Origin of the sequence: Streptomyces sp. NPDC047043, from assembly GCF_040644055.1 — a bacterium.
Taxonomy (GTDB): Bacteria; Actinomycetota; Actinomycetes; order Streptomycetales; family Streptomycetaceae; genus Streptomyces.
Genome location: NZ_JBEYVO010000045.1, coordinates 50,288 through 70,721, shown reverse-complemented (window position 1 = coordinate 70,721; position 20,434 = coordinate 50,288). Strand labels below are relative to the sequence as shown.

Sequence of the window (20,434 nt, the reverse complement as noted above, 5' to 3'; positions counted from 1 at the left end):
GGTGCGCGAAGAATTTCGCCCGGCTCCCGGCTTCTTGCCGAGCCGTAACCGTCCTGGGCGGGTGGTCAGCGCAACCTGATCGGAAGGCGGGTGATGCTGCGCAGGAACTCGGTGTGGGCGAAGGCGGGCTCGCCGGCGAGTTCGATCGAGCCGAAGCGGTTCACGAGCGTGGTGAGGGCGACGTCGGCCTGGGCGCGGGCGAGCACCTGGCCCGCGCAGCCGTGCTGGCCCGAGCCGAAGGCCAGGTGCCGGCCGGCGTCGAGCGGGCGGGTGTGGTCGAAGCGGTCCGGGTCGGGGAAGGCCTCCGGGTCGCGGTTGGCGGAGCCGATCAGCAGGACCAGGACCTCGCCTGCGGGCACGGTCGTGTCGCCGATGACGGTGTCCTGGGTGGTGAGCCGGGAGACCATCTGTTCCGGGCTCTCGATGCGCAGCACCTCGTTGATGAAGCCGGGCCGGGCCTCGGGGTGGTCGCGGTAGATCCCGATGTACTCGGGGTGCTCGGCGAGCTGCCGGATGCCCTGCACGATCAGGTGCTTGATGTCGAGGTGGCCCACGGCGAAGAAGAGCAGGACCGAGAAGACGACCTCCTTCTCGGTCATGTTCCCCGCCTCCTGCTCGGCGAGGAAGTGGTCGATCAAACCGTCGCCGGGGTGGGCGCGTTTGTGGGCGATCAGGCCGCGGATGTGCTCCTCGTACCACTCGAAGGCCTCGCTCGTGACCCGCCGGTCCTCCTCGTCCGACCCGGGCCCGAGGCTCAGCCCGATGTCGTAGGTGGCCTGCTGGATCTCGAGCATCTCGGTGGGCTCGACGCCGAAGATGTGGCAGATCGTTCGGAAGGTGGAGCGCAGGGCGAGGTCGTCCACCGCGTCGAGGGTGCCGTCGCCCGCGGCCACCTCGTCGAGCACGGCGTCCACGGACGCCTGCATCACCTCGGCCCAGTCCTCCACCGCCTTCGGCGTGAACCATCGGTTGGTGATGCGGCGCAGCCGGGTGTGGTCGGGCGCGTCCTGGCCGAGCACCGTGTGGTGCAGCGGATCGGCCACGCCGAAGTCGAGCCTGCGGACGCTGAGGGTGGGGTTGCGGATCAGCTTCGCGACGTCCGCGTAGCGGGAGACGACGTACACGCCGACCGGGTGCCGGTGGACGGGCGCCTCGCGGCGGAGCCGGGCGTAGTACGGGACGGGGTTCGCGCGGTAGTCGGGGTCGCGGAACGGGAGCAGGTCGACTGTGGCGGCTTCAGCGGTCATGAACCGAGAATTATCCAAATGGAAAGCTTCGTCAACGGTCGGGACGCCCGTAACCGACTCTTTACTCGTACGGAATCAAACGAACCCCGACGGGACAGCGAAAGGCCCCGGACGCGGTACGTCCAGGGCCTGAAAACGCGCAGGTCAAATGGTCATGTGGGGGTGTCGCCGCTACTGTCGCCATCGGCGTCGAGCAGTCGCAGCAGGGCGCGCAGCTCCTCCAGGGCGGAGTCCGTGACCTCGGGCTCGCCGAGGACGAGCTGGTGCAGGACGAGACCGTCGAGCGCGGCGAAGACCAGACGGGTCAGCGCCTTGTCCGCGCCGGCCGGGAGCATACGGCTCAGCTCGCGCTGTGTGGCGTCGAAGTACTCGTCGTACAGCTCGCGGAGATGCGGCAGCAGCTCCGGCCGGCGGCGCGACTCCAGCAGCAGCTCGTACTGGAACGCCTGCGTGTCCGGATCCGCCGTGACCATCTCGGACAGCCCTGCCGAGAAGTCCGCGACCTTGCCGGTGCCGGGTTCGAGGGAGCTGGTGCTCAGCGATGTGCGGATCGTGTGGGTGAGGGCCTCCTCGATCAGCGCGTCGCGCGAGCCGAAGTGGTGCACGACGAGGCCGTGGGTGACCCCGGCCTCCTCCGCGACGGCCCGGTAGGTGAGCTTGCGCAGCCCGCCGCGCGCCACGACACGTACGGCGGCGTTGAGCAGGGCCTCGCGCCCCTCGCCGTAGTGCAGGCGCTTTCGGGGCTTGCGTCGGCTCTTGGGGGCGTCGGCGGAGTCGGTCATGCGGTGACCCTACCTGCCCCCTTCCGCCCGGTACGTCAGCGCCTTGGCGGGCGGATGCCGCGGAACTCCCAGTCGCCGCCGAGCGCAGTGGACAGCACCTCCTCGGACTCGGTGGGCTGGGCGCCGACGTCGGTGCGGATCGCGGTGGGGCCGGTGACGATGTGGTTGGTGAGCCTGCCGAGGCCCTCCACCTCGACCTCGACGACGTCGCCGGGTTGCACGGGGCGGGAGTTGGCCGGGGTGCCGGACAGCAGCACGTCGCCGGGGAAGAGGGTGATGGTGCGGGCGATGTCGGCGACGAGGTAGTGCATGTCCCACTTCATCTCGTCGGTCGAACCGTCCTGCACCACCTGGCCGTTGACGTACGTCTTCAGGCTCTTGCCGCGGAAGTCCCAGTCGGTGACCAGGCCGGGGCCGAGCGGGCAGAGGGTGTCGGAGCCCTTCACCCGGAGCATCGAACCGGCGTCGGTGTCGCGGAAGTCGTGCAGGCCGTAGTCGTTGGCGATCGTGTAGCCCGCGATGAACTCCCCTGCCTCGGCGGCGGAGATGTTCCGCGCCGTCCTCCCGATGACGATGGCGACCTCGCCCTCGTAGTTGAGCCACTTGCAGCCCTCGGGGCGGACGATCGCGCCCTGGTGGGAGTTGAGCGCGGAGGTCGGCTTGTGGAAGTACGTGGGGGTGTCCGGGAGTTGGATCCGGAACTCGTCCACGCGGCTCTGGTGGTTGAGGTGGACGGCGATCACCTTCGACGGCACGACCGGCGGCAGGTGCCGGGCCTCCTCGGTCTTGACGCGTCGGCCGTCCCCGGCGACGAGTTCGTCCCCGTCGACGGTGACCTGGACGGCGGCGCCGTCGAGGAGGATGCGGCGGTATTCGGGCATGGCGGGCCTTCCTAGGGGAGTCGGTGAGGGGTGCCGGTCCAGCCGTCGGCCGGGCGGTCGAACCACAGGTGCACCTGGCCGGTGCCGACGGAGTTCTCGTACTCGCCGTACTGGCGGCCCTTGGCGATGCAGGCCTGTTCGCCCAGTGCGCCGGCCATCATCAGGTAGTGGAAGAACTTCGCCTCGGGCTTGTACTTCCAGAACTCGGCCATGGTGTCGAGGACCTTGTCGTGCCGGCCCTCCTTGAACCAGGCGATGCGCTCGTAGTCCGCGGCGCGGGCCTCGGGCGTGCGGATGTGCACCGGGTCGCTCGCCTCGTGGTCGCGCAGTTCGCGCAGCGGCCAGAAGGTGTGCGACAGCGCGCCGGAGGCGATGAGCAGCACACGCCGCCCGGGGGTCGCGGCGATCCCGTCGGCCAGCGCACGCCCCAGCCGCAGATGGTCCTCCATGTCGCCGGTCTGGCAGACACCGATGGTCACCCACCGCTTGTCCGGCAGCCCCTCGCCGAGGAACTTCCACAGATTGATGGTGGCGTAGTAGATCGGCAGGTACTCGTCGTCGATCGCGGTGATCCAGGTGCCGTGCTTGTCCGCGAACTTCTCGACGTTGCGGGCGAGTTCGGGATCGCCCGGGAAGTCGTACGGCATCCGGCACATCCCCCGCGGCAGCTCCTCGGAGGTGAAGAGCCCTGCGCGGCGCTGCTGGGCGGTCACGACGAACTCGACCGTCGTGGCCCAGTGCGAGTCCAGGACGACGACGGTGTCGTAGTCGTCCCGCTCGAACACCTCCCGGCGCAGCTCCTGGAGCCCGGTGACGAGGGTGATCTCCTTGCCCTCGTTGAGCTCCAGCCGTTCGGCCTCCGGCAGGACGATGGTGGGGACGTGGGCGAGCAGCCCGGCCCCGACGATCTCACCCATGGTTCCGGCTCCATCCGTTGGGGGCGGTCACGGTGTTCTTCAGGTCGCAGTAGAAGTCGAAGCTCCAGGTGCCGCCCTCACGACCGACCCCGGACAGGCGCGAGCCGCCGAACGGGGCCTGCAGGTCCCGTACGAAGAAGCAGTTGACCCAGACCGTGCCCGCGACCAGCTGTGCGGTGACGCGTTCGGCGCGCTCGGGGTCGCCGGTGGCGAGTGTGGCGGCCAGCCCGAAGCGGGTGTCGTTGGCGAGGCGGACGGCCTCGTCCTCGCTGCTGAAGGTCTGCAGGGTCAGGACCGGCCCGAAGACCTCCTCCTGCACGATCTCCGAGTCCTGGGCGACATCGGTGAGCAGGGTCGGCGCGTAGTACTGCCCGTCCTTGCGCTGCCCGCCGATGACCGCGCGGGCCCCGGCCGCGAGCGCCCGCCGCACGAAGCCGTCGATCTTCTCCAGCTGACGGGGATGGATGTTGGGCCCGATGTCGGTGCCCTCGTCCCGCGGATCGCCCTGCTGCAGACTGGTCGCCCTGTCGACAAACCGCCGAGTGAATTCCTCCGCGATCGACTCCTCGACAAGGAAGCGCGTCGCGGCCAGGCAGACCTGCCCGGCGTTGTCGTACTGCTCCACCGCGAGGTCGACGGCGAGATCCAGATCGGCGTCGGCGAACACCAGCAGCGGTGACTTGCCGCCCAGTTCGAGGCTGAGCGGGGTGAGGTTGACGGCGGCCGACTCGGCGATCCGCTTGGCCGTCGGCACCGATCCGGTGAAGCTGATCCGCCGCACGTCCGGGTGCGAGGTGAGGGCGTCGCCGATCTCGGCGCCGTAACCCTGGACGACGTTGAGCACTCCGGCGGGCAGCCCCGCCTCGGCGGCGATGTCCGCGAGCAGGGAGGCGGTCAGCGGCGACCACTCGGCGGGCTTCAGCACCACGGTGTTGCCGGCGGCGAGTGCCGGGGCGACCTTCCAAGTGGCCAGCATCAGCGGGGCGTTCCACGGAGTGATCAGCACACAGGGCCCCGCCGGGTCCCACGAGACATGATTCGTGTGCCCGCGGGTCTCGAAGTCCTCGTTCTCCAACTCCAGCAGCCAGTCGGCAAAGAACCGGAAGTTGTGCGCCACTCGCGGCATCACACCCCGCCGGTGCGAGCGCAACAGGGCGCCGTTGTCGGTGGTCTCGACGATGGCCAGCTCTTCGATCCGCTTCTCCACACCGTCAGCGACGGCATGCAGAATGCGGGCACGCTCGGCACGGGAGGTCGCCGCCCAGCCGGGAAAGGCGGCCTTGGCGGCAGCGACGGCGGCCTGCGCCTCGGCGGGCCCACCGCGGGCGATCTCCCCGAGGACGGCACCGTCGATCGGCGACGAATCGGCGAACGTCTGGGCGGAAGCGACACGTTGACCCCCGATCCAGTGCCGGGTGTCAACGGAAACACCGGAAACGATGATCTTGTCAGGCATGAGAAGGGCTCCATTTCGGACGAGAGGGGGAGGTGTCCTGCCGAGGGCGCGGGGCTGTATCGATATGCGGCTCCGCCGCGCGGGCGCGACCAGCCACGAACAAGCCGCGCATCGACGACGGCCTTACGCGGCGGACGCACCCGACGTGCCCGACTCCAGAAGCCGCCCACCGTCCCAAACCACCCCGACCTGCCGGTAATACGCGGCGATGGGCTCTCGAATCCCCAACCGAGCCAACTCCTCCGTAGGAGCCTCGAAAAGCTCCAACTCGGCGTCCCCGACCCACGGTTGACCGCCCTCGAAGGAATCCGCCCCCGACTCGATCAGCTCGTCGAGCGCAAGCCCCTTGCCCTTCTCGATGGACGGCAGCCACCGGTGATGAACCATCGGATGCCCGTTCACGAAGCCGTTCGTCTCCGACGGCTCCCGCAAGGTCACCACGGCCTGGGCCAGCCTCCGGTCGGCGGCAGCGAGCGTCGCCCCGAACCGCGCCCCCGCCGAAACGTGCGGAGCGGGCCCGTACGGATGGGGCCGCGTCTGATGGATCGACCCGAGCTTCTTCGGATACCCCTGGTGCAGCCCGCGCGCGATGGCGAAGTCCTTGTCGACCCAGATGTACACGCACCGCGAGTACGTCTGCCCCCGGTACTTGCAGCGCACGACCGCGAAGGCCTCCTTGTACTGGGAGAGCACCGGGTCCAGCAGCTCGTCGCCGGAGGCCGAGCAGGACTGCCAGTCGGCCCAGATCAGTGCGACCGCGCCGGGGTCCTCGTCGGCCAACTCCAGTGGCTCGGGCAGCAGTTCACGCACCCGCGCCGGATCGGTCCGGTACTCGACGGTGAGCAGGTCGCCCGAGTAGCGCCACGGCGGCGACGGAATCAGCGACGAGGCACCGCTCGCCGTCTTGGGATGGAAGTAACCACGGAGACTGGACATGGCGGGCGTTCCTTACGCGGTGAGGGCGGGCTGCTCGAGCAGTTCGGCGCGGTGGCGGGCGGCGGCGGACACGGCGGCGGGACCGCCCAGCGCCACGACGCCGACGAGCCGGCCGCCGTGGTGGTAGCCGACGAGGACGTCCGTGGACGGGTCGCCGTGCAGGATCCGTACGTCGTCCTTGCCGAGCACGGGCGCGCCGAAGGACTGGAGCCGGAAGTCGTGCTGGTCGCTCCAGAAGGTGGGCAGCGGCAAGAAGGGCGCCGACTCGGCCTCGACGCCGGTGAGATGGGCGACCAGCACCTTGGCCGCGTGCTTGGCCGTGTCGGTCGGGATGCACCAGTGCTCGACCCGGCGCGGTACGCCGTCGTAGCGGGCGTTGGGGAAGCGGGCCACGTCGCCCACTGCGACCACATCCGGCCGTCCACCGACCCTGAGCTGTTCGTCGGTGAGCACGCCGTCGGAGAGATCGAGCCCGTTGCCGTCCAGCCACTCGGTGTTGGCGAGCGAGCCGACCGACTCCACCACGACGTCGGCGGGCAGCACGGTCCCGTCGTCGAGCACCACGCCGGTGACACGGTCCTCGCCCTCGAACCCGGCGACTCCCGTGCCGAGCGCGAAGCGCACCCCGCGCTGTTCGTGCCGCTCGAGCAGCGTGCGTCCGAGCAGCTCGCCGAGCGGGCCGACCATGGGCAGCGGCAGCGGATCGACCACGGTCACCTCCGCGACGCCGAGTCCTACGGCGGTGGCGGCCACCTCGCAGCCGATGAACCCGGCGCCGACGACGACCACCCGGGCACCGGGCCGGGTCAGCTCGTCCCGCAGGCCCTGTGCGTCGGCGAGGGTGCGGACCGTGTGGCGGCCGGTGAGCGGGCCGGGGCAGCGCAGCCGCCGCGGGCGCATACCGGTGGCGACGACGAGACCGTCGTAGGAGAGCGCCTCGCCGTCGTCGAGCTCGACGATCCGTTCGGCGAGGCGGGCGGCGACGACCCTGGTGCCGAGGCGCCACTGCACGTCGGCCACGCTCGCGCGGGGGCGGAAGGCCAGCGACTCGAAGGGCGCCTTTCCGGCGAGCACCTCCTTGGAGAGCGGCGGCCGGTTGTAGGGCATGTGCGGTTCGTCGCCGACGAGCGTGATGGCCCCGGTCCAGCCGGCCGCGCGCAGCTGCTCGGCGGCGCGCAGGCCGGCCATGGAGGCGCCCGCGACGACGATGTGTCCGGTCACGGGGCTCAGTCCTCGATCCGGATGGCCTGGAGCGGGCACACGTCGGCGGCTTCCTCGACCTCGTCGCGCAGCGCGTCGTCCGGGTCGGAGACGTAGGCCAGGTGCCCGTCGTCGTCCAGCGAGAAGACGTCGGGGGCCGCGAAAACGCACTGGCCGTGGTCCTGGCACTTGTTCATGTCGACGACGACCTTCATGGCCGGTCCTCCTGGGAGTGAGGGCGTCGGGGAGAGGGGGAGTTCGTACAGCTTCGTTTGGCTTCAAACAACATAGAAAGCCGCATGCCCCTGGTCAATAGCTGTCCAGGTGGATAATTTTTTGACCCCACCCCCTTGCGGGTGGATGGGGCCCTTCTTATCGTTTGGCTTCAAACAATCCGTCGGCCGCCGAGGAGATCACGGTGAGCGCATCCGAAACACCGGACGTCCGTCAGTACCAGGAGCGGCTCGCCGCCGAGGGCATCGACGTGGTCCGTGTGACCTATCCCGATCTCATCGGCACCGACCGCGCCCGCGACGTCCTGGTCGAGCAGCTGCCGACGGCGTGCGAGCACGGGCTCGCCTTCTGCCGGGCGGTCTACCACACCTCGCCGCAGGGCGACGTCGTCCCCGTGACCGGCGGCCTGGACGCCGGCCTGCCCGACATCCACGTACGCCCGGACCTGGACACCCTGGTCGCGCTTCCCTGGGAGCCCGGGGTCGCCGCCTGTCTCGGCGAGACCGTCGACCCGGCGACCGGTGCGCCCGCCCCCGAGTCGCCCCGCGACCTGCTGCGCGCGGTCCTCGCCCGGTGCGCCGAGCAGGGGCTGCGCCCGATCGCAGGCCCCGAGCTCGAGTACTTCCTGTGCGACGAGGACCCGGCGTCCCCGAGCGGATGGAAGCGGTACTCCGCGGCCGCCGGCGTCGTCTACACGGCCGGTCTGCGCGCCGACCCCGACAACCACCTGCTGCGCACCCTGCGCCTGCTGCGCGACCTGCGCGTCGGCGTCACCAACGGCAACCACGAATTCGACGGCGGACAGTTCGAGATCAACCTGACCCACTCCGAGGCGCTGTCGGCCGCCGACCGCTCCTTCCGGTTCAAGGCCGCCGTCAAGGAACTCGCGCGCAAGGAGGGCCGGCTCGCCACCTTCATGGCCAAGCCGTTCAACGACGCCGGCGGCTCCGGCTTCCACCTCCATCTCTCGTGCGACGACGAGCAGGGCCGCAACTCCTTCGACGACCCGACGGGTGCCTACGGACTCTCGGCCACCGCCCGCCACGCGATCGCCGGCATCCTCGCCCACGCCCCGGCCCTCGCCGCGCTGGCCAACCCGACCGTGAACTCGTACAAACGCTTCGGCCCGGACACCCTCGCGCCCTGGCTGATCGACTGGGGCCTGGACAACCGCAGCGCCATGGTCCGCATCCCGCCCGAGCGGGGTTCCGGCGCCCGCCTCGAGCTGCGGCTCGGCGACGCGAGCGCCAACCCGTACCTGCTGATCGCGGGCACCATCGCCGCCGCCCTGCTCGGGGTCCAGGCGGGGGAGGAACCGCCCGCCCCGCTGGAGGGCTACGGCTACGACACCGCACGCGCGGCCGTACTCCCCATGAGCCTGCCCGCCGCCCTCGACGCGCTGGAGGCGGACACCGCCCTGACCGAGGTGCTCGGCAAGGACTTCACCACCTCTTACCTCAGCTACAAGCGCAACGAGGTCGAACGCTTCGGGCGGCACGTCACCGACTGGGAGTTCACCGAGTACGCCTACCACCTGTGACGTTTGGGAGCCACCGATGACCGAGATCCTGACCCCGGCCGTGAACGAACCGATGCCGCTCGCCGACGTCGACCTCGCCAACCTCGACAACTTCACCGACGGCATCACGCCCTGGCGGATGTTCCACACCCTGCGCCACGAGGACCCGGTGCACTGGCAGCCGGAGGAGGAGCCCAACTCCGGTTTCTGGGCGGTGACCCGGCACGCGGACATCGCCCGCGTCGACCGTGACGCGGAGACCTTCACCTCGACGAAGTTCGTCAACCTGGAGGAGGTCGACGAGGACCAGATCAAGAAGCGGGCCTCCATCCTGGAGATGGACGGAGTCCGCCACCGGGCCCTGCGCAGCGTGATCCAGCGGCAGTTCGGCGCGAGCGTCATCAACAGCTACGGCGACTTCCTGCGCGGCCTGACCGCCAAGACCCTGGACGCGGCGCTCGCCAAGGGCACCTTCGACTTCGTCGCCGACGTCTCCGCGGACTTCCCGATCAACGTCCTCGCCCGTCTCCTCGACGTGCCGCCGGAGGACAACCAGCAGCTCATCGACTGGGGCAACCGCATCATCGGCAACACCGACCCCGACTACGCGGACGTCCTGCTGCACAGCGCGGAGAGCGAGAAGTACCGCGACCTGCCCTTCCGTTCCCCGGCCTCGATCGAAGTCTTCGAGTACGGACGGGAGTTGGCCCGCCAGCGGCGCGGCGGCGACGGAACCGACCTGGTCTCCAAGCTGGTCAACACCACCCCGCGGGACGGAGTGCCGCTGTCCGCGCAGGACTTCGACAACTACTTCCTGCTCCTGGTCGTCGCCGGCAACGAGACCACCCGCCACACCATCAGCCACTCCATGCTGGCCCTGCTGCAGCACCCGGAGCAGCTCGCCCGCCTCCAGCAGGACCCGTCCCTGATCCCGGGGGCGGTCGAGGAGTTCCTGCGCTGGGCCTCGCCCGTCTACCACTTCCGGCGCACCGCGACCCGGGACGTGGAACTCGGCGGCAAGCAGGTCAAGGAGGGCGACAAGGTCGTCATGTGGTTCGCCTCCGGCAACCGCGACGAGGAGGTCTTCGGCAACCCCTATGACTTCGACGTCACCCGCACCGACAACGACCACGTCACCTTCGGCAAGGGCAGCCCCCACCTGTGCCTGGGCAACCTGCTGGCCCGTACCGAGATCCGCATCATGTTCGAGGAGCTGATCCCGCGGCTGGCGGGCATCCGCCTGGTCGGTGACGTCCCGCGGGTGCGGTCCAACTTCGTCAACGGCATCAAGAAGCTGCCGGTCGAGGTGACCCTGGCCTGAGACCGGGGCCGGCGAGCGGTCCGTGGCTGACCTGCGTCTTGTCTGTGCGACGCCTCGATGGAACGCTCCTGTTCGGGTGACCGGACAGGGGAGCGGTCGGAGCCGACGGACGGGGGAGCGGGCCGATGGAGCTGGAGCTTCGGCATCTGCGCGTGCTGTGCGCGATCGCCGATGCCGGGAGCGTCAGCCGGGCCGCGGTCGACCTGGGCTACTCGCAGCCCGCCATCAGCACCCAACTGCGGCGCATCGAGCGGTACTTCGGCCAGACGCTGTTCGACCGCGGGACGACAGGCGTGAGGCTGACACAGTACGGCCTCGAAGTCGTCGCCCAGGCGCGGGACGTCCTGGCCGGTGCCGCCGCGATCGGCTGCCGTCCGGCCGCCGAGGCCGCGGGATGCCGTAGCACCCTGCGGGTGGCGGCGACCAACTCCCCGGTGCTGTCGGGCCTGGTCTCCCGGGTGCGCGTCCGGCTGCCGGACCTCTCGCTGGCGGTCAGCAGCGTGTACTCCTCCGCGCGGATCGTCGAACTCCTGGAGCAGGGCGCGGTGGACGCGGCCGTCGCCGCGGACTATCCCGGCATGGAGCTCGAGCACGCGGACTCGGTGACGCATCGCGGGATCGTCACCGAGCCCACGTTCGTGGCCCTGTCCTCCCGTCACCGCCTCGGACAGCAGGCCCAGGTCTCGCTCGCCGACCTGGCCGGGGAGGCGTGGTTCCTGACCCCGGACGACGGGGCGGGCTGGCCGGGGGTCTTCTACACCGCCTGTGCGGCGGCCGGTTTCTCGCCGGTCGCCGTGCACGAATTCCTGGGCGACCAGGCGCAGTTGCAGAGCATGATCGCGGACGGTCTCGGGGTGTCCGTCGTCCAGGCGACGCTGCGGCCGATCCCGGACGTGGTGATCAGACCGCTGGTCGGTACGCCGCTGTGGTGCCGTTACGTGCTGGCCTGGCGGCCCGACGCGGTGACCGGGGACGTGGCGGAGACGCTGTTCCAGTCCGCCGCCTCCGCGTACCGCGAACTCGCCGGACGGTCACCGCACTTGAGGGCCTGGGCTGCGCGGACGTGGAGTGACGGCGGGGCGTAGGCGGTAGGGCGGAGAATCCCCGGGCTGCCGGTGTTATGGCTTGTCGGGGCACAGTGCTATGTCACACACCATTGTTGGCGCGGGCCCGCGTTGAGAGGGTGCCTCACACGCCTCACCACCCCGACCGAGGCGCATCCATCCGTGGAGGAGTCCAGATGCGCTACCGCTTCGCGCTGCCCAGACGCGTGCCCGGCGCCCTCACCATCTGCATCGTCCTCGCCGGCCTGCTGTCCACACCGGCCCTTGCGGCACCCCAGGCCCAGCACGCCCCCGCTTCCGTTACGGGCGCCCGGAAGGCGCCGCCGCCCACCGGCTCCGGTGCAGCCGCCACCGATCGTCCCGCCGTACAGCACCGCCCCCTCACTGCAGCCCAGTTGCCGCCGTTGGCACCGCCACCCACTACGCACCACGCAACGGCGGCCGCACCGAAACCGGCCGCGTGCAGCCCCGCCGACTTCGGCCGCAGGACCGGCTCCGCGCTCGTCGCGTTCGTGCAGGCCTCGACCACGGGCTGCGTCAACACCCTGTTCACCGTGACCGGCACCGACGCCCGTGACATCTTCCGCCAGTCCCAGATGGTCACCGTGGCGAACGCCTTCACGCGCGAGGCGCAGCGCTACGGGGGCGACAACGCGTCCGGGGTGTGGCAGCTCGTGCTCTTCCTGCGCGCCGGTTACTACGTGCAGTTCAACCATCCCGCCGACACCGGCCCCTACGGCGCATCCCTGGCCCGATCCACCACCCGCGGCCTGGACGCCTTCTTCGCCAACGGCCGTTCCAGGGACGTCACGTCGGCCAACGGTGATGTCCTGGGAGAGGTGGTCATCCTCACCGACAGTGCAGACCAGCAGGCCCGCTACCTGAAGGTCTACCAGCGGCTGCTCGATGCCTACGACAGCTCCTACGACACCGTTGCCGGCATGCTCGCGGCCGTCAACGACGTCTACACCCCGCTGTGGCGCGGCAATTGGAACACGGACTACGTGAGCGCGGTCACCGCCGACCCGGGCATCGTCCGCACTCTGCGCGCGTTCGCCCTCGCGCACCGGGACCTGCTCGGCACCGACCGCGCCTACCTGGACTCCAACGCCGGGATGAACCTTGCCCGTTACGTCGAGCACCCCGCCCTGCAGTCCACGGTCCGACCGCTGATCAGGGAACTGCTGGCCGCCTCCCGCATCACCGGCTCGACCGCCGCCCTGTGGGTCACCGTGGCCTGGCAGGCCGACTACTACGACCGCGCCCAGTGCTCGTACTACGACATCTGCGACCTGACCGCCCGGCTGACGAACGCGGCGCTGCCCATCACCCACGCCTGCGACGCACAACACACCATCCAGGCCCAGGCGTTGACCCCCGCCGACCTCGACGCCGCCTGCGCCAGCGTGCTCGGCCAGGATCCGTACTTCCACGCTCTCGTCGGGGACGACGGGCCGATCCCCGGTCAGTACGCGTCGACCATCCACCTCGTCGTCTTCTCCAGCCGTGCCGACTACCAGACGTACGCCGGAGCGATCTACGGGGTGAACACGGACAACGGCGGCATCACCATGGGCGGAGACCCCACCGACCCCGCCAACCAGCCCATGTCGATCATGTACCAGAAGAGCGTCGACAACGGCTTCCCGGCCCGGATCTGGAACCTCAACCACGAGTACACCCACTTCATGGACGCCCGCGACGACATGAAGGGCGACTTCGCCACGCAGACATCCGTGCCGGACGTGTGGTGGATCGAGGGCCTGGCCGAGTACGTCTCCTACGGCTACCGCGGCATCGCCGACACCCAGGCGGTCGCCGAAGCGGCCAAGCACACCTACAAGTTGAGCACGCTGTTCCAGAACACCTACGCCAACAGCGACGTGACCCGCACCTACCCCTGGGGCTATCTCGCGGCCCGCTACATGTTCGAGAAACACCCGGCGGACATCCAGCGCATGCTCGCCCGCTTCCGCGTCGGCGACTACCCGGGCGGCTACGCCGTCTACAACTCGGACATCGGCACCCGCTACGACGCCGACTTCGACGCGTGGCTCACGGCGTGCGCCTCCGGCGCATGCGCGACACCGTGAACCGATCCGGGGCGATTACCGAACGTGTTGGCCGGGGAGTTCGTTGAGGACGGGGCGGCAGGTGCGCCAGTGTTGCGGCCATGGACCGCGACCGGATCACCCCCCACCGTCCGACCCGCCGTCAACTCCTCGCCGCCGCAGGCGCCTTGCCCCTCGTGGGCGCGGCCCCTGCGGCGGCTGCACCATCCCGCACCGGCACCCCCACCCTGTCGTTCACCCGGGCCACCAACGGCTCGGCCACCCTCGCACCCTCAGGCGGCCATCTGGTCGCCGAGGTGCAGGGCACCCTGTGGTCCCTGCCCCGCACCGGCGGCCCGGCCCGCCCCCTGACCCCGCCGGACCTCGAACCCAACCGGCCCGCCCACTCCCCGGACGGCGAACTGATCGCCTTCTGCGCCTACCGCGACGGCGGATTCCACCTCTGGACCGTCCGCCCAGACGGCTCCGACCTGCGCCGGCGTACCGAAGGCCCCTGGGACGACCGCGGCCCGGCCTGGTCGCCCGACGGCACCCGGCTCGCCTTCGCCTCCGAACGCGGCGGCGACCCGGTCACCGGCAGCCCGTACCGCATCCACGTCCTGGACCTGCCCACCGGCCGCATCACCCGCGTCACCGGCCTGCCCAGCCAGGACGGCCCCCTGCAGGACGGCCCCTGGGAGGACTTCGACCCCGCCTGGTCCCCGGACGGCACCCGCATCCTGTTCGTCCGCGCGAAGACGGTCACCACCGCCCTGGGTCTGACCGTCGAGGCCCGCACCATCGCCGCCGTCCCCGCCGACGGCACCGGCCCGGTCGCCGTACGGCACACCGAGACCGAAGCCGCGCAGGTCATGACCCCCGCCCTCGCCCCCGACGGCCGCCTCGCCCACCTGCGCACCACCGCAGCCCCGAACGGCTCCTGCACGCTCGTCGTCGACGGCCACCCCGTCCCGCTCACCGGCGACATCGCCCCGGTGCCCCCGCGCTGGACGCGGTCGGGCGAACTGCTCCTCACCCTCGACGGCGCCTTCACCCTCGTACGACCGGAAAGACCCGATCAGCCGGAGACCATCCCCTTCGAGGGCGTGCTCGGCGTGCAGCGGCCGCGGTACCGGACCAAGGCGTACGACCTGGGGGAGGCGGGCCGGGCCCGTCCGGTGCGCGGCATCCATCTGCCCGCGCTCTCGCCCGACGGCCGGCAGATCGCCTTCGCTGCTCTCAACTCGCTGTGGCTGGCCGGGAGTTCGGGCGGGCGTCCGCCGCGACGGCTGCGCACGGCGTCCTCCACCAGCTATCTGCTCGCGCCCGCGTGGGCCCCCGACGGGCGGTCGCTCATCCACGTCGACGACCGCGACGGGCTCCTCGGCGTGTACCGGCACGATCTCGCCACCGGCGAGCAGACCGCGCTCGCGACCGGCGGCCGGGTCCATCCCGCGCTCTCACCCGACGGGCAGCGGCTCGCCTGCCTCGACCTGACCGGCAGGCTCCTCGTCCGCGACCTGGCCTCCGGCGAGGAACGCGTCCTGGCCGCACCGCTCGGCGGGGGCGGGCTGCCCGGCCGCCCCAGCTGGTCGCCGGACGGCCGCCACCTCGCCCTGTGCGACCGCAACCGCCTCAACTCCCGCTTCCGGGAGGGCTACAACCTCGTCCGGATCGTCGACACGACGACCGGCGCCGACCGTCTCCACCTGGTGGCGCCCCACACGTCGATCGCCGACCGGTACGACTCCGGGCCCGTCTGGGCGCCCGACGGCCGCTGGATGGCGGTGATCGTCGACTCGGCGCTGTGCCTGCTGCCGGTCGGCCCCGACGGCACCCCGCGCGGCGACCTGCGCACCCTCACCGGCGAACCGGCCGACCACCCTTCCTGGTCCGGCGACTCGGCCACCCTGCTGTATCTGTCCGCCGGGCGGTTGCGACTCGTCGGCGTCGACGGCGGCGACGCGCGTACCGTCCGCGTCCCCCTGGACGCCCCGAGACCCGCACCCGCGGATGCGGTGGTGCACGCCGGACGTCTGTGGGACGGCACCGGCGAGACGACCCGCGACGACGTCGACATCGTCGTAAGTCGTGGACGCATCACGGCAGTTGAGCCCCACCGATCCGCGCGGCGGTCCGCTCTGCGCCGTATCGACGCCTCGGACCGCACCGTGATCCCCGGGCTGTGGGACACCCACACCCACCCCTGGCAGAGCACCTACGGCGGCCGTCAGACCGCCGGGCAGCTCACCTACGGCATCACCACGGCCGTCTCCTTGGGCGGCTTCGCCTACGAACAGGCCCGTATCCGGGAGGCGGTGGCCACAGGGCAGCTCGCCGGGCCCCGGCTGCTGACCACCGGCGAACTCCTCGACGGGGCCCGTGTCGCCTACAGCATGGGCCGCGCGCACCGGACCCGGCAGGGGCTGCGCCGCTCGCTGGAGCGGGGTGCGGCGCTGGACTGGGACTTCGTCAAGACCTATGTGCGGGCGCCCGGTTGGGTCATGGAGGAGGCCGCCCGTTTCGCCCACGACCGGCTCGGCGTACGTGCCGGAGGCCATCTGCTCTCGCCCGGTGTCCAGCTCGGCCAGGATCTGACGACCCATCTGCAGGCCACGCAGCGCGCCGAGTTCGGGCATGCCATCACGGCCAAGGGGTGTGCGTACCAGGACGTGGTGGAGATCTACACCGCGCACGGCGTGGACTTCTCGCTGATCGCGACCCCGTTCACGGCCGCACCGCTCCTCGGCGCGGATCCCGCCCTCGCCGACGATCCCCGGGTCACGGTGGTGATGCCTCCGTGGGACACGGCCGCGGTCCGGCAGGCGGCCGGTGTTCCGCCGACCGCCGCCCAACTCGCGACCCTGCGCACGGAGACCGACATCTACCGGCGGATCCTTGCCCGCGGTGGCCTCGTCGCCCTCGGCACCGACCAGCCGCTCGTGCCCGTCGGTCTCGCTCTGCACCTGGGCCTGCGCGCCCTGCACCGGGGCGGTCTGTCGCCGGCCCAGGCCCTGCGCACCGCGACCGTCCTGCCCGCCCGGCTCTTCGGCGTCGACCGCGATCTCGGGACGGTGGAGGAGGGCCGGCTCGCCGACCTGACGGTCGTCGACGGCGATCCGTTCTCGGACTTCGCGACCCTTGTCCGTACCGTCGCCGTCCTCAGAGGCGGTATGTCATATAGCACTGAGCAGTTGGTCGCCGCCTTCGAGCCCTCGGCCCGCCGCACCTCCGCCGCCACCGAGGACTGGCTGGACCTGGGGCGCCTGATGCGAAGGGGCGGCTGCTGTGACGCCCACGGAACCCTGGAGGCTTCTGTTCCCTTGATCTGACTTGTCCGATTCCGGTGCGGCGCGCACGCTGGGTCTGTGAGGACCCTCACCGCGCGAATAGAGCAAGAATGGCCACTTTTGTTCAAGGAAACGGTCACTCCGGGTGGTCAGGCGACGTCGCGACAGTAACCGTCGGCCTGGACGGCATCGTCACGGGATGGAGCGAGGGTGCTCGGCGGCTGCTGGGCCATCGGGCGCCGGAGGTCGTGGGGCGCGCCGCGGCCGATCTGCTCCTCGACCGGGAGGCACCCGAGGCCGCCGGGTTCTCCTTTGCCGGATCCCGGGAATGGAGCGGTACGGCGGCCCTGCGGCACCGCGACGGCCACCGGGTCGACGTGACTCTGCACGCTCATCCGTCCCTGGGTGTCGACGGCTCGCCCCAGGGCTTCGTCGTGACCGTCACCACCGCTGCCGCCGGCTCGGAGCGCGACCGGAGGATGGTGGAGTGGGCGTTCGCCCAGGCCTCGATCCCGCTCTCCACGTACAGCGCCGCGTCCGGCTCATGGCATCCGAACGCGGCCGCCGAGGGCGAGGAGCGTGCCGTCGAGATCGCGGGCGCCGACGAAGACCTGCTGAGCTGCGTGCGCCGGGTCGCCGAGGAGGCCACGCCGATGCGCTACGAGCGCATCGCCCCGGAGCCGTCCGCCGCCTCCACCCCGGCCGGCGCCCGGCATCGCGCCTGGATCGTCGAGCTCTGGCCCGTCCGGGACCCCGCCACCGGCGAGGTCGTCGGCGTGGGCACCGCCGCCTTCGACAGCACCGACCGGCACTCGGCCCGTCAGCGGCTGGTCCTGCTGCAGGAGGCGGGCAGCCGCATCGGCACCACCCTGAACGTGACCCGCACCGCGAAGGAACTCGCCGATCTGGTCGTCCCGCGGCTCGCCGACTTCGTCAGCGTGGACCTGCTCGAGTCCGTGCTGCGCGGCGAGGAGCCGACACCGGGACCGGTCGACGCGGCCGTGGTGCTGCGCAGGGTCGCGCACCAGTCCACCGCGGAGGGCGACAGCGTGCCGGAGGCCGCCATCGCCCTCGGCGGGATCGACACCTACCCGCCGTTCTCGCCGCCGGCCCGCTGTCTCGCCGTCGGGCGACCCGTGCTCAGCGGCGCAGGCGACCCCGACTTCGCCCGCTGGGTCGCCGGGCACGAGACCCGCACCGCACGCGTCGAGGCGTACGGCTTCCACTCCCTGATCGCCACCCCGCTGCGCGCCCGCGGTACCACCCTCGGCGTCGCGGTCTTCGTCCGCGCCGAAGGCTCCGCGCCCTTCGAACAGGACGACCTGCTCCTCGCCGAGGAACTCGCCGGACGGGCCGCCGTCGGCGTGGACAACGCCCGCCGCTACACCCGCGAACGCACCAACGCCCTCACCCTCCAGCGCAGTCTGCTCCCGCGTGACCTGCCCAAACAGGCAGCCGTCGAGGTCGCGTCCCGCTATCTGCCGGCCGGTAGGGGCGCCGGAGTGGGCGGCGACTGGTTCGACGTCGTGCCCCTGTCCGGCACCCGTGTCGCCCTGGTCGTCGGTGACGTCGTCGGACACGGCATCCACGCCTCTGCCACCATGGGCCGGCTGCGCACCGCCGTACGCACCCTCGCCGACGTCGATCTGCCCCCGGACGAACTCCTCACCCACCTCGACGACCTGGTCATCCATCTCGCCACGGACAGGGACGAGGTCGCACCGAACGAGCCGTACGTCGTCAGCGGTGAGATCGGCGCGACCTGTCTGTACGCCGTCTACGACCCGGTCTCCCGCATCTGCACCTTTGCCAGTGCCGGCCACGTCCCGCCCGCCGTGCTGCTGCCCGACGGCACGGTCAGCGTGGTCCGCCTCACCCCCGGTCCGCTGCTCGGCGTCGGCGGTCTGCCCTTCGAGTCCACCGAACTGGAACTGCCCGAGGGCAGTCTGCTGGCCTTCTGCACCGACGGTCTGATCGAGGCCCGCGACCGCGACATGGGGCTCGGCCTCGACCGGCTCTGCGAGGCGCTGGCCAGCCCCGTTCCGTCGCTCGAGGTCACCTGCGACACCATCCTCAAGGCCCTGCTGCCCGACAGTCCCGCCGACGACGTGGCCCTGCTCCTCGCCCGCACCCGCGCCCTGCACGCCGACCAGGTCGCCGCCTGGTCCCTGCCCTCCGACCCCGCGATCGTGGCCGACGCCCGCGCCCAGGCCGCCCGCCAGCTCGCGGCCTGGGGGCTCGAGGACGCGGCGTTCGTCACCGAGCTGGTGGTGAGCGAACTGGTCACCAACGCCATCCGCTACGGCGCCGTACCCATCGGACTCCGGCTGATCCGGGACCGCACGCTGATCTGCGAGGTGTCCGACGCCAGCAACACCGCCCCGCACCTGCGCCGGGCCCGCACCTACGACGAGGGCGGCCGCGGACTGCACATGGTCGCCCAGCTCACCCAGGGCTGGGGCGCCCGGCAGACCGCCGTCGGCAAGACCATCTGGGCCGAACAACCACTTCCGGCCGGCTGACCATGGCAGCGCGCACCAGGGACCCGACGACGGCGCGCTCCGCGGGCACCGGCGGCTCGACGCACACGCTGGGACTGCTCTACCCGCCGGCCGGCCGCCTGCGGGACTACACCACGATGCAGCTCGCCTTCGTCGGCGGCATCGCCGAGGCCGCCGCCACCCACGGCTACGACCTGCTGTTCTCGCCCTGTGCGGGCCACGACGAGCCCTCGCTGCGGCGGATGGTGGACGAGCCGCGGGTCGACGGCATCATCGTCATGGAGATCCGCCGGGACGACGACCGCGTCGAGTATCTGGCCGAGGCGGGCTTCCCCTTCGTGGCCATCGGCCGCAACCACCGCACCGACGCGGCCGGCTGGGTCGACCTGGACTTCGCCGGCCTCGCGGGCAGGTGCGTCCAGCACCTCGCCGACCTCGGCCACACCCGCATCGCCTTCGTCAACCGGTCGGAGGAGCTCTTCAACAGCGGGTACGGCTTCGCCCGGCTCGGCGACGAGGGCTACACCGAGGCGATGAAGAAACTGCTGCTCACCCCCCGCCCGTATCTCTGCGGCGACGACGTCGCCTCCGGCGAGCAGGTCGTCGAACGGATCCTGCTGGACGACCCGGCGACCACCTCCCTGGTCACCCAGAACGAGGCCGCCCTGGAGGGCATCTACCGCGGGCTCAACCGGCACGGCCGCGCCGTGCCGCGCGACTTCTCCGTCGTCGGCGTGGCGGCCAGCCCCTGGGCCGAGCAGGTGACCCCGCCGCTGACCGCCGCGGAGATACCCGCCAAGGAGATGAGCCGGGTCGCCGTGGACCTGATGATGCGGCGCCTGCGCTCACCCGACACGCCTCCCCGCCACGTCCTGCTGAAACCCCTGATCACCCTGCGCGCCAGCACGGGGCGCTGCCGACCGGTACCCGGTTCGGAACCCGAGCCGGAATTCCCGGATTTCGACCTTGATTTCTGATACGTCGGTTTCGGCAACGCCGATCACCGTCCCCGATCTCCAACCCCTGGGAGCAGCT

At 71.1% G+C, this 20,434-nt stretch carries 15 protein-coding genes; 7 read left to right on the top strand and 8 right to left on the bottom strand.

What is annotated here, in order from left to right; translation table 11 throughout:
• Window positions 1–65: 65 nt before the first annotated feature.
• The 8 genes from ABZ880_RS47725 to ABZ880_RS47690 form a co-directional block, all read right to left on the bottom strand.
• Window positions 66–1,247, bottom strand: a complete 1,182-nt coding sequence (locus ABZ880_RS47725) for a cytochrome P450 (protein ID WP_361277314.1) — start codon at window positions 1,245–1,247, stop codon at window positions 66–68.
• A gap of 152 nt (window positions 1,248–1,399) precedes the next feature.
• On the bottom strand, window positions 1,400–2,029 hold the full coding sequence (locus ABZ880_RS47720) for a TetR family transcriptional regulator (RefSeq protein ID WP_361277313.1): 630 nt from the start codon (window positions 2,027–2,029) through the stop codon (window positions 1,400–1,402).
• 35 nt (window positions 2,030–2,064) lie between these two features.
• Window positions 2,065–2,910 (bottom strand): fumarylacetoacetate hydrolase family protein, encoded by an 846-nt coding sequence (locus ABZ880_RS47715; protein WP_361277312.1) that lies wholly within the window; start codon window positions 2,908–2,910, stop codon window positions 2,065–2,067.
• Between the two features lie 11 nt (window positions 2,911–2,921).
• Window positions 2,922–3,827, bottom strand: coding sequence for a 3,4-dihydroxyphenylacetate 2,3-dioxygenase (locus ABZ880_RS47710; RefSeq protein ID WP_361277311.1), 906 nt, complete (start codon window positions 3,825–3,827; stop codon window positions 2,922–2,924).
• Window positions 3,820–5,283, bottom strand: coding sequence for an aldehyde dehydrogenase (locus ABZ880_RS47705; protein ID WP_361277310.1), 1,464 nt, complete (start codon window positions 5,281–5,283; stop codon window positions 3,820–3,822). Before ABZ880_RS47705 ends, ABZ880_RS47710 begins: the two co-directional genes overlap by 8 nt.
• A gap of 123 nt (window positions 5,284–5,406) precedes the next feature.
• Window positions 5,407–6,219, bottom strand: coding sequence for an acetoacetate decarboxylase family protein (locus ABZ880_RS47700; protein ID WP_361277309.1), 813 nt, complete (start codon window positions 6,217–6,219; stop codon window positions 5,407–5,409).
• Window positions 6,220–6,231: 12 nt separating this feature from the next.
• Window positions 6,232–7,440: an FAD-dependent oxidoreductase gene (locus ABZ880_RS47695; RefSeq protein ID WP_361277308.1), complete on the bottom strand. Its 1,209-nt coding sequence runs from the start codon at window positions 7,438–7,440 to the stop codon at window positions 6,232–6,234.
• Window positions 7,441–7,445: 5 nt separating this feature from the next.
• The gene (locus ABZ880_RS47690; RefSeq protein ID WP_275774798.1) at window positions 7,446–7,634 is read right to left on the bottom strand and encodes a ferredoxin; all 189 of its coding nucleotides are present in this window, start codon (window positions 7,632–7,634) and stop codon (window positions 7,446–7,448) included.
• A gap of 203 nt (window positions 7,635–7,837) precedes the next feature.
• Here ABZ880_RS47690 and ABZ880_RS47685 point away from each other — a divergent pair, with 203 nt between their 5' ends.
• The 7 genes from ABZ880_RS47685 (at window position 7,838) to ABZ880_RS47655 (ending at window position 20,376) form a co-directional block, all read left to right on the top strand.
• Window positions 7,838–9,193, top strand: a complete 1,356-nt coding sequence (locus tag ABZ880_RS47685; RefSeq protein ID WP_361277307.1) for a glutamine synthetase family protein — start codon at window positions 7,838–7,840, stop codon at window positions 9,191–9,193.
• A gap of 16 nt (window positions 9,194–9,209) precedes the next feature.
• Entirely contained in the window at window positions 9,210–10,493 is a 1,284-nt protein-coding gene (locus ABZ880_RS47680; protein ID WP_361277306.1) for a cytochrome P450, read from the top strand.
• A 125-nt stretch (window positions 10,494–10,618) separates the two neighbouring features.
• The gene (locus tag ABZ880_RS47675; protein ID WP_361277305.1) at window positions 10,619–11,578 is read left to right on the top strand and encodes a LysR family transcriptional regulator; all 960 of its coding nucleotides are present in this window, start codon (window positions 10,619–10,621) and stop codon (window positions 11,576–11,578) included.
• Window positions 11,579–11,733: 155 nt separating this feature from the next.
• Window positions 11,734–13,650: a collagenase gene (locus ABZ880_RS47670; protein WP_361277304.1), complete on the top strand. Its 1,917-nt coding sequence runs from the start codon at window positions 11,734–11,736 to the stop codon at window positions 13,648–13,650.
• Window positions 13,651–13,730: 80 nt separating this feature from the next.
• Window positions 13,731–16,940: an amidohydrolase family protein gene (locus ABZ880_RS47665; RefSeq protein WP_361277303.1), complete on the top strand. Its 3,210-nt coding sequence runs from the start codon at window positions 13,731–13,733 to the stop codon at window positions 16,938–16,940.
• Window positions 16,941–17,008: 68 nt separating this feature from the next.
• Entirely contained in the window at window positions 17,009–19,420 is a 2,412-nt protein-coding gene (locus ABZ880_RS47660; RefSeq protein WP_361277302.1) for a SpoIIE family protein phosphatase, read from the top strand.
• 2 nt (window positions 19,421–19,422) lie between these two features.
• The gene (locus ABZ880_RS47655; RefSeq protein WP_361277301.1) at window positions 19,423–20,376 is read left to right on the top strand and encodes a substrate-binding domain-containing protein; all 954 of its coding nucleotides are present in this window, start codon (window positions 19,423–19,425) and stop codon (window positions 20,374–20,376) included.
• Window positions 20,377–20,434 lie beyond the last annotated feature (58 nt).

What these genes read in the sequence shown, in the direction of transcription:
- ABZ880_RS47665 (WP_361277303.1), top strand. Translation starts at nt 13,731, where the DNA reads ATGGACCGCGACCGGATCACCCCCCACCGTCCGACCCGCCGTCAACTC.
- ABZ880_RS47670 (WP_361277304.1), top strand. Translation starts at nt 11,734, where the DNA reads ATGCGCTACCGCTTCGCGCTGCCCAGACGCGTGCCCGGCGCCCTCACC.
- ABZ880_RS47655 (WP_361277301.1), top strand. Translation starts at nt 19,423, where the DNA reads ATGGCAGCGCGCACCAGGGACCCGACGACGGCGCGCTCCGCGGGCACC.
- ABZ880_RS47705 (WP_361277310.1), bottom strand. Translation starts at nt 5,283, where the DNA reads ATGCCTGACAAGATCATCGTTTCCGGTGTTTCCGTTGACACCCGGCAC.
- ABZ880_RS47700 (WP_361277309.1), bottom strand. Translation starts at nt 6,219, where the DNA reads ATGTCCAGTCTCCGTGGTTACTTCCATCCCAAGACGGCGAGCGGTGCC.
- ABZ880_RS47725 (WP_361277314.1), bottom strand. Translation starts at nt 1,247, where the DNA reads ATGACCGCTGAAGCCGCCACAGTCGACCTGCTCCCGTTCCGCGACCCC.
- ABZ880_RS47690 (WP_275774798.1), bottom strand. Translation starts at nt 7,634, where the DNA reads ATGAAGGTCGTCGTCGACATGAACAAGTGCCAGGACCACGGCCAGTGC.
- ABZ880_RS47710 (WP_361277311.1), bottom strand. Translation starts at nt 3,827, where the DNA reads ATGGGTGAGATCGTCGGGGCCGGGCTGCTCGCCCACGTCCCCACCATC.
- ABZ880_RS47720 (WP_361277313.1), bottom strand. Translation starts at nt 2,029, where the DNA reads ATGACCGACTCCGCCGACGCCCCCAAGAGCCGACGCAAGCCCCGAAAG.
- ABZ880_RS47715 (WP_361277312.1), bottom strand. Translation starts at nt 2,910, where the DNA reads ATGCCCGAATACCGCCGCATCCTCCTCGACGGCGCCGCCGTCCAGGTC.
- ABZ880_RS47675 (WP_361277305.1), top strand. Translation starts at nt 10,619, where the DNA reads ATGGAGCTGGAGCTTCGGCATCTGCGCGTGCTGTGCGCGATCGCCGAT.
- ABZ880_RS47660 (WP_361277302.1), top strand. Translation starts at nt 17,009, where the DNA reads ATGGCCACTTTTGTTCAAGGAAACGGTCACTCCGGGTGGTCAGGCGAC.
- ABZ880_RS47680 (WP_361277306.1), top strand. Translation starts at nt 9,210, where the DNA reads ATGACCGAGATCCTGACCCCGGCCGTGAACGAACCGATGCCGCTCGCC.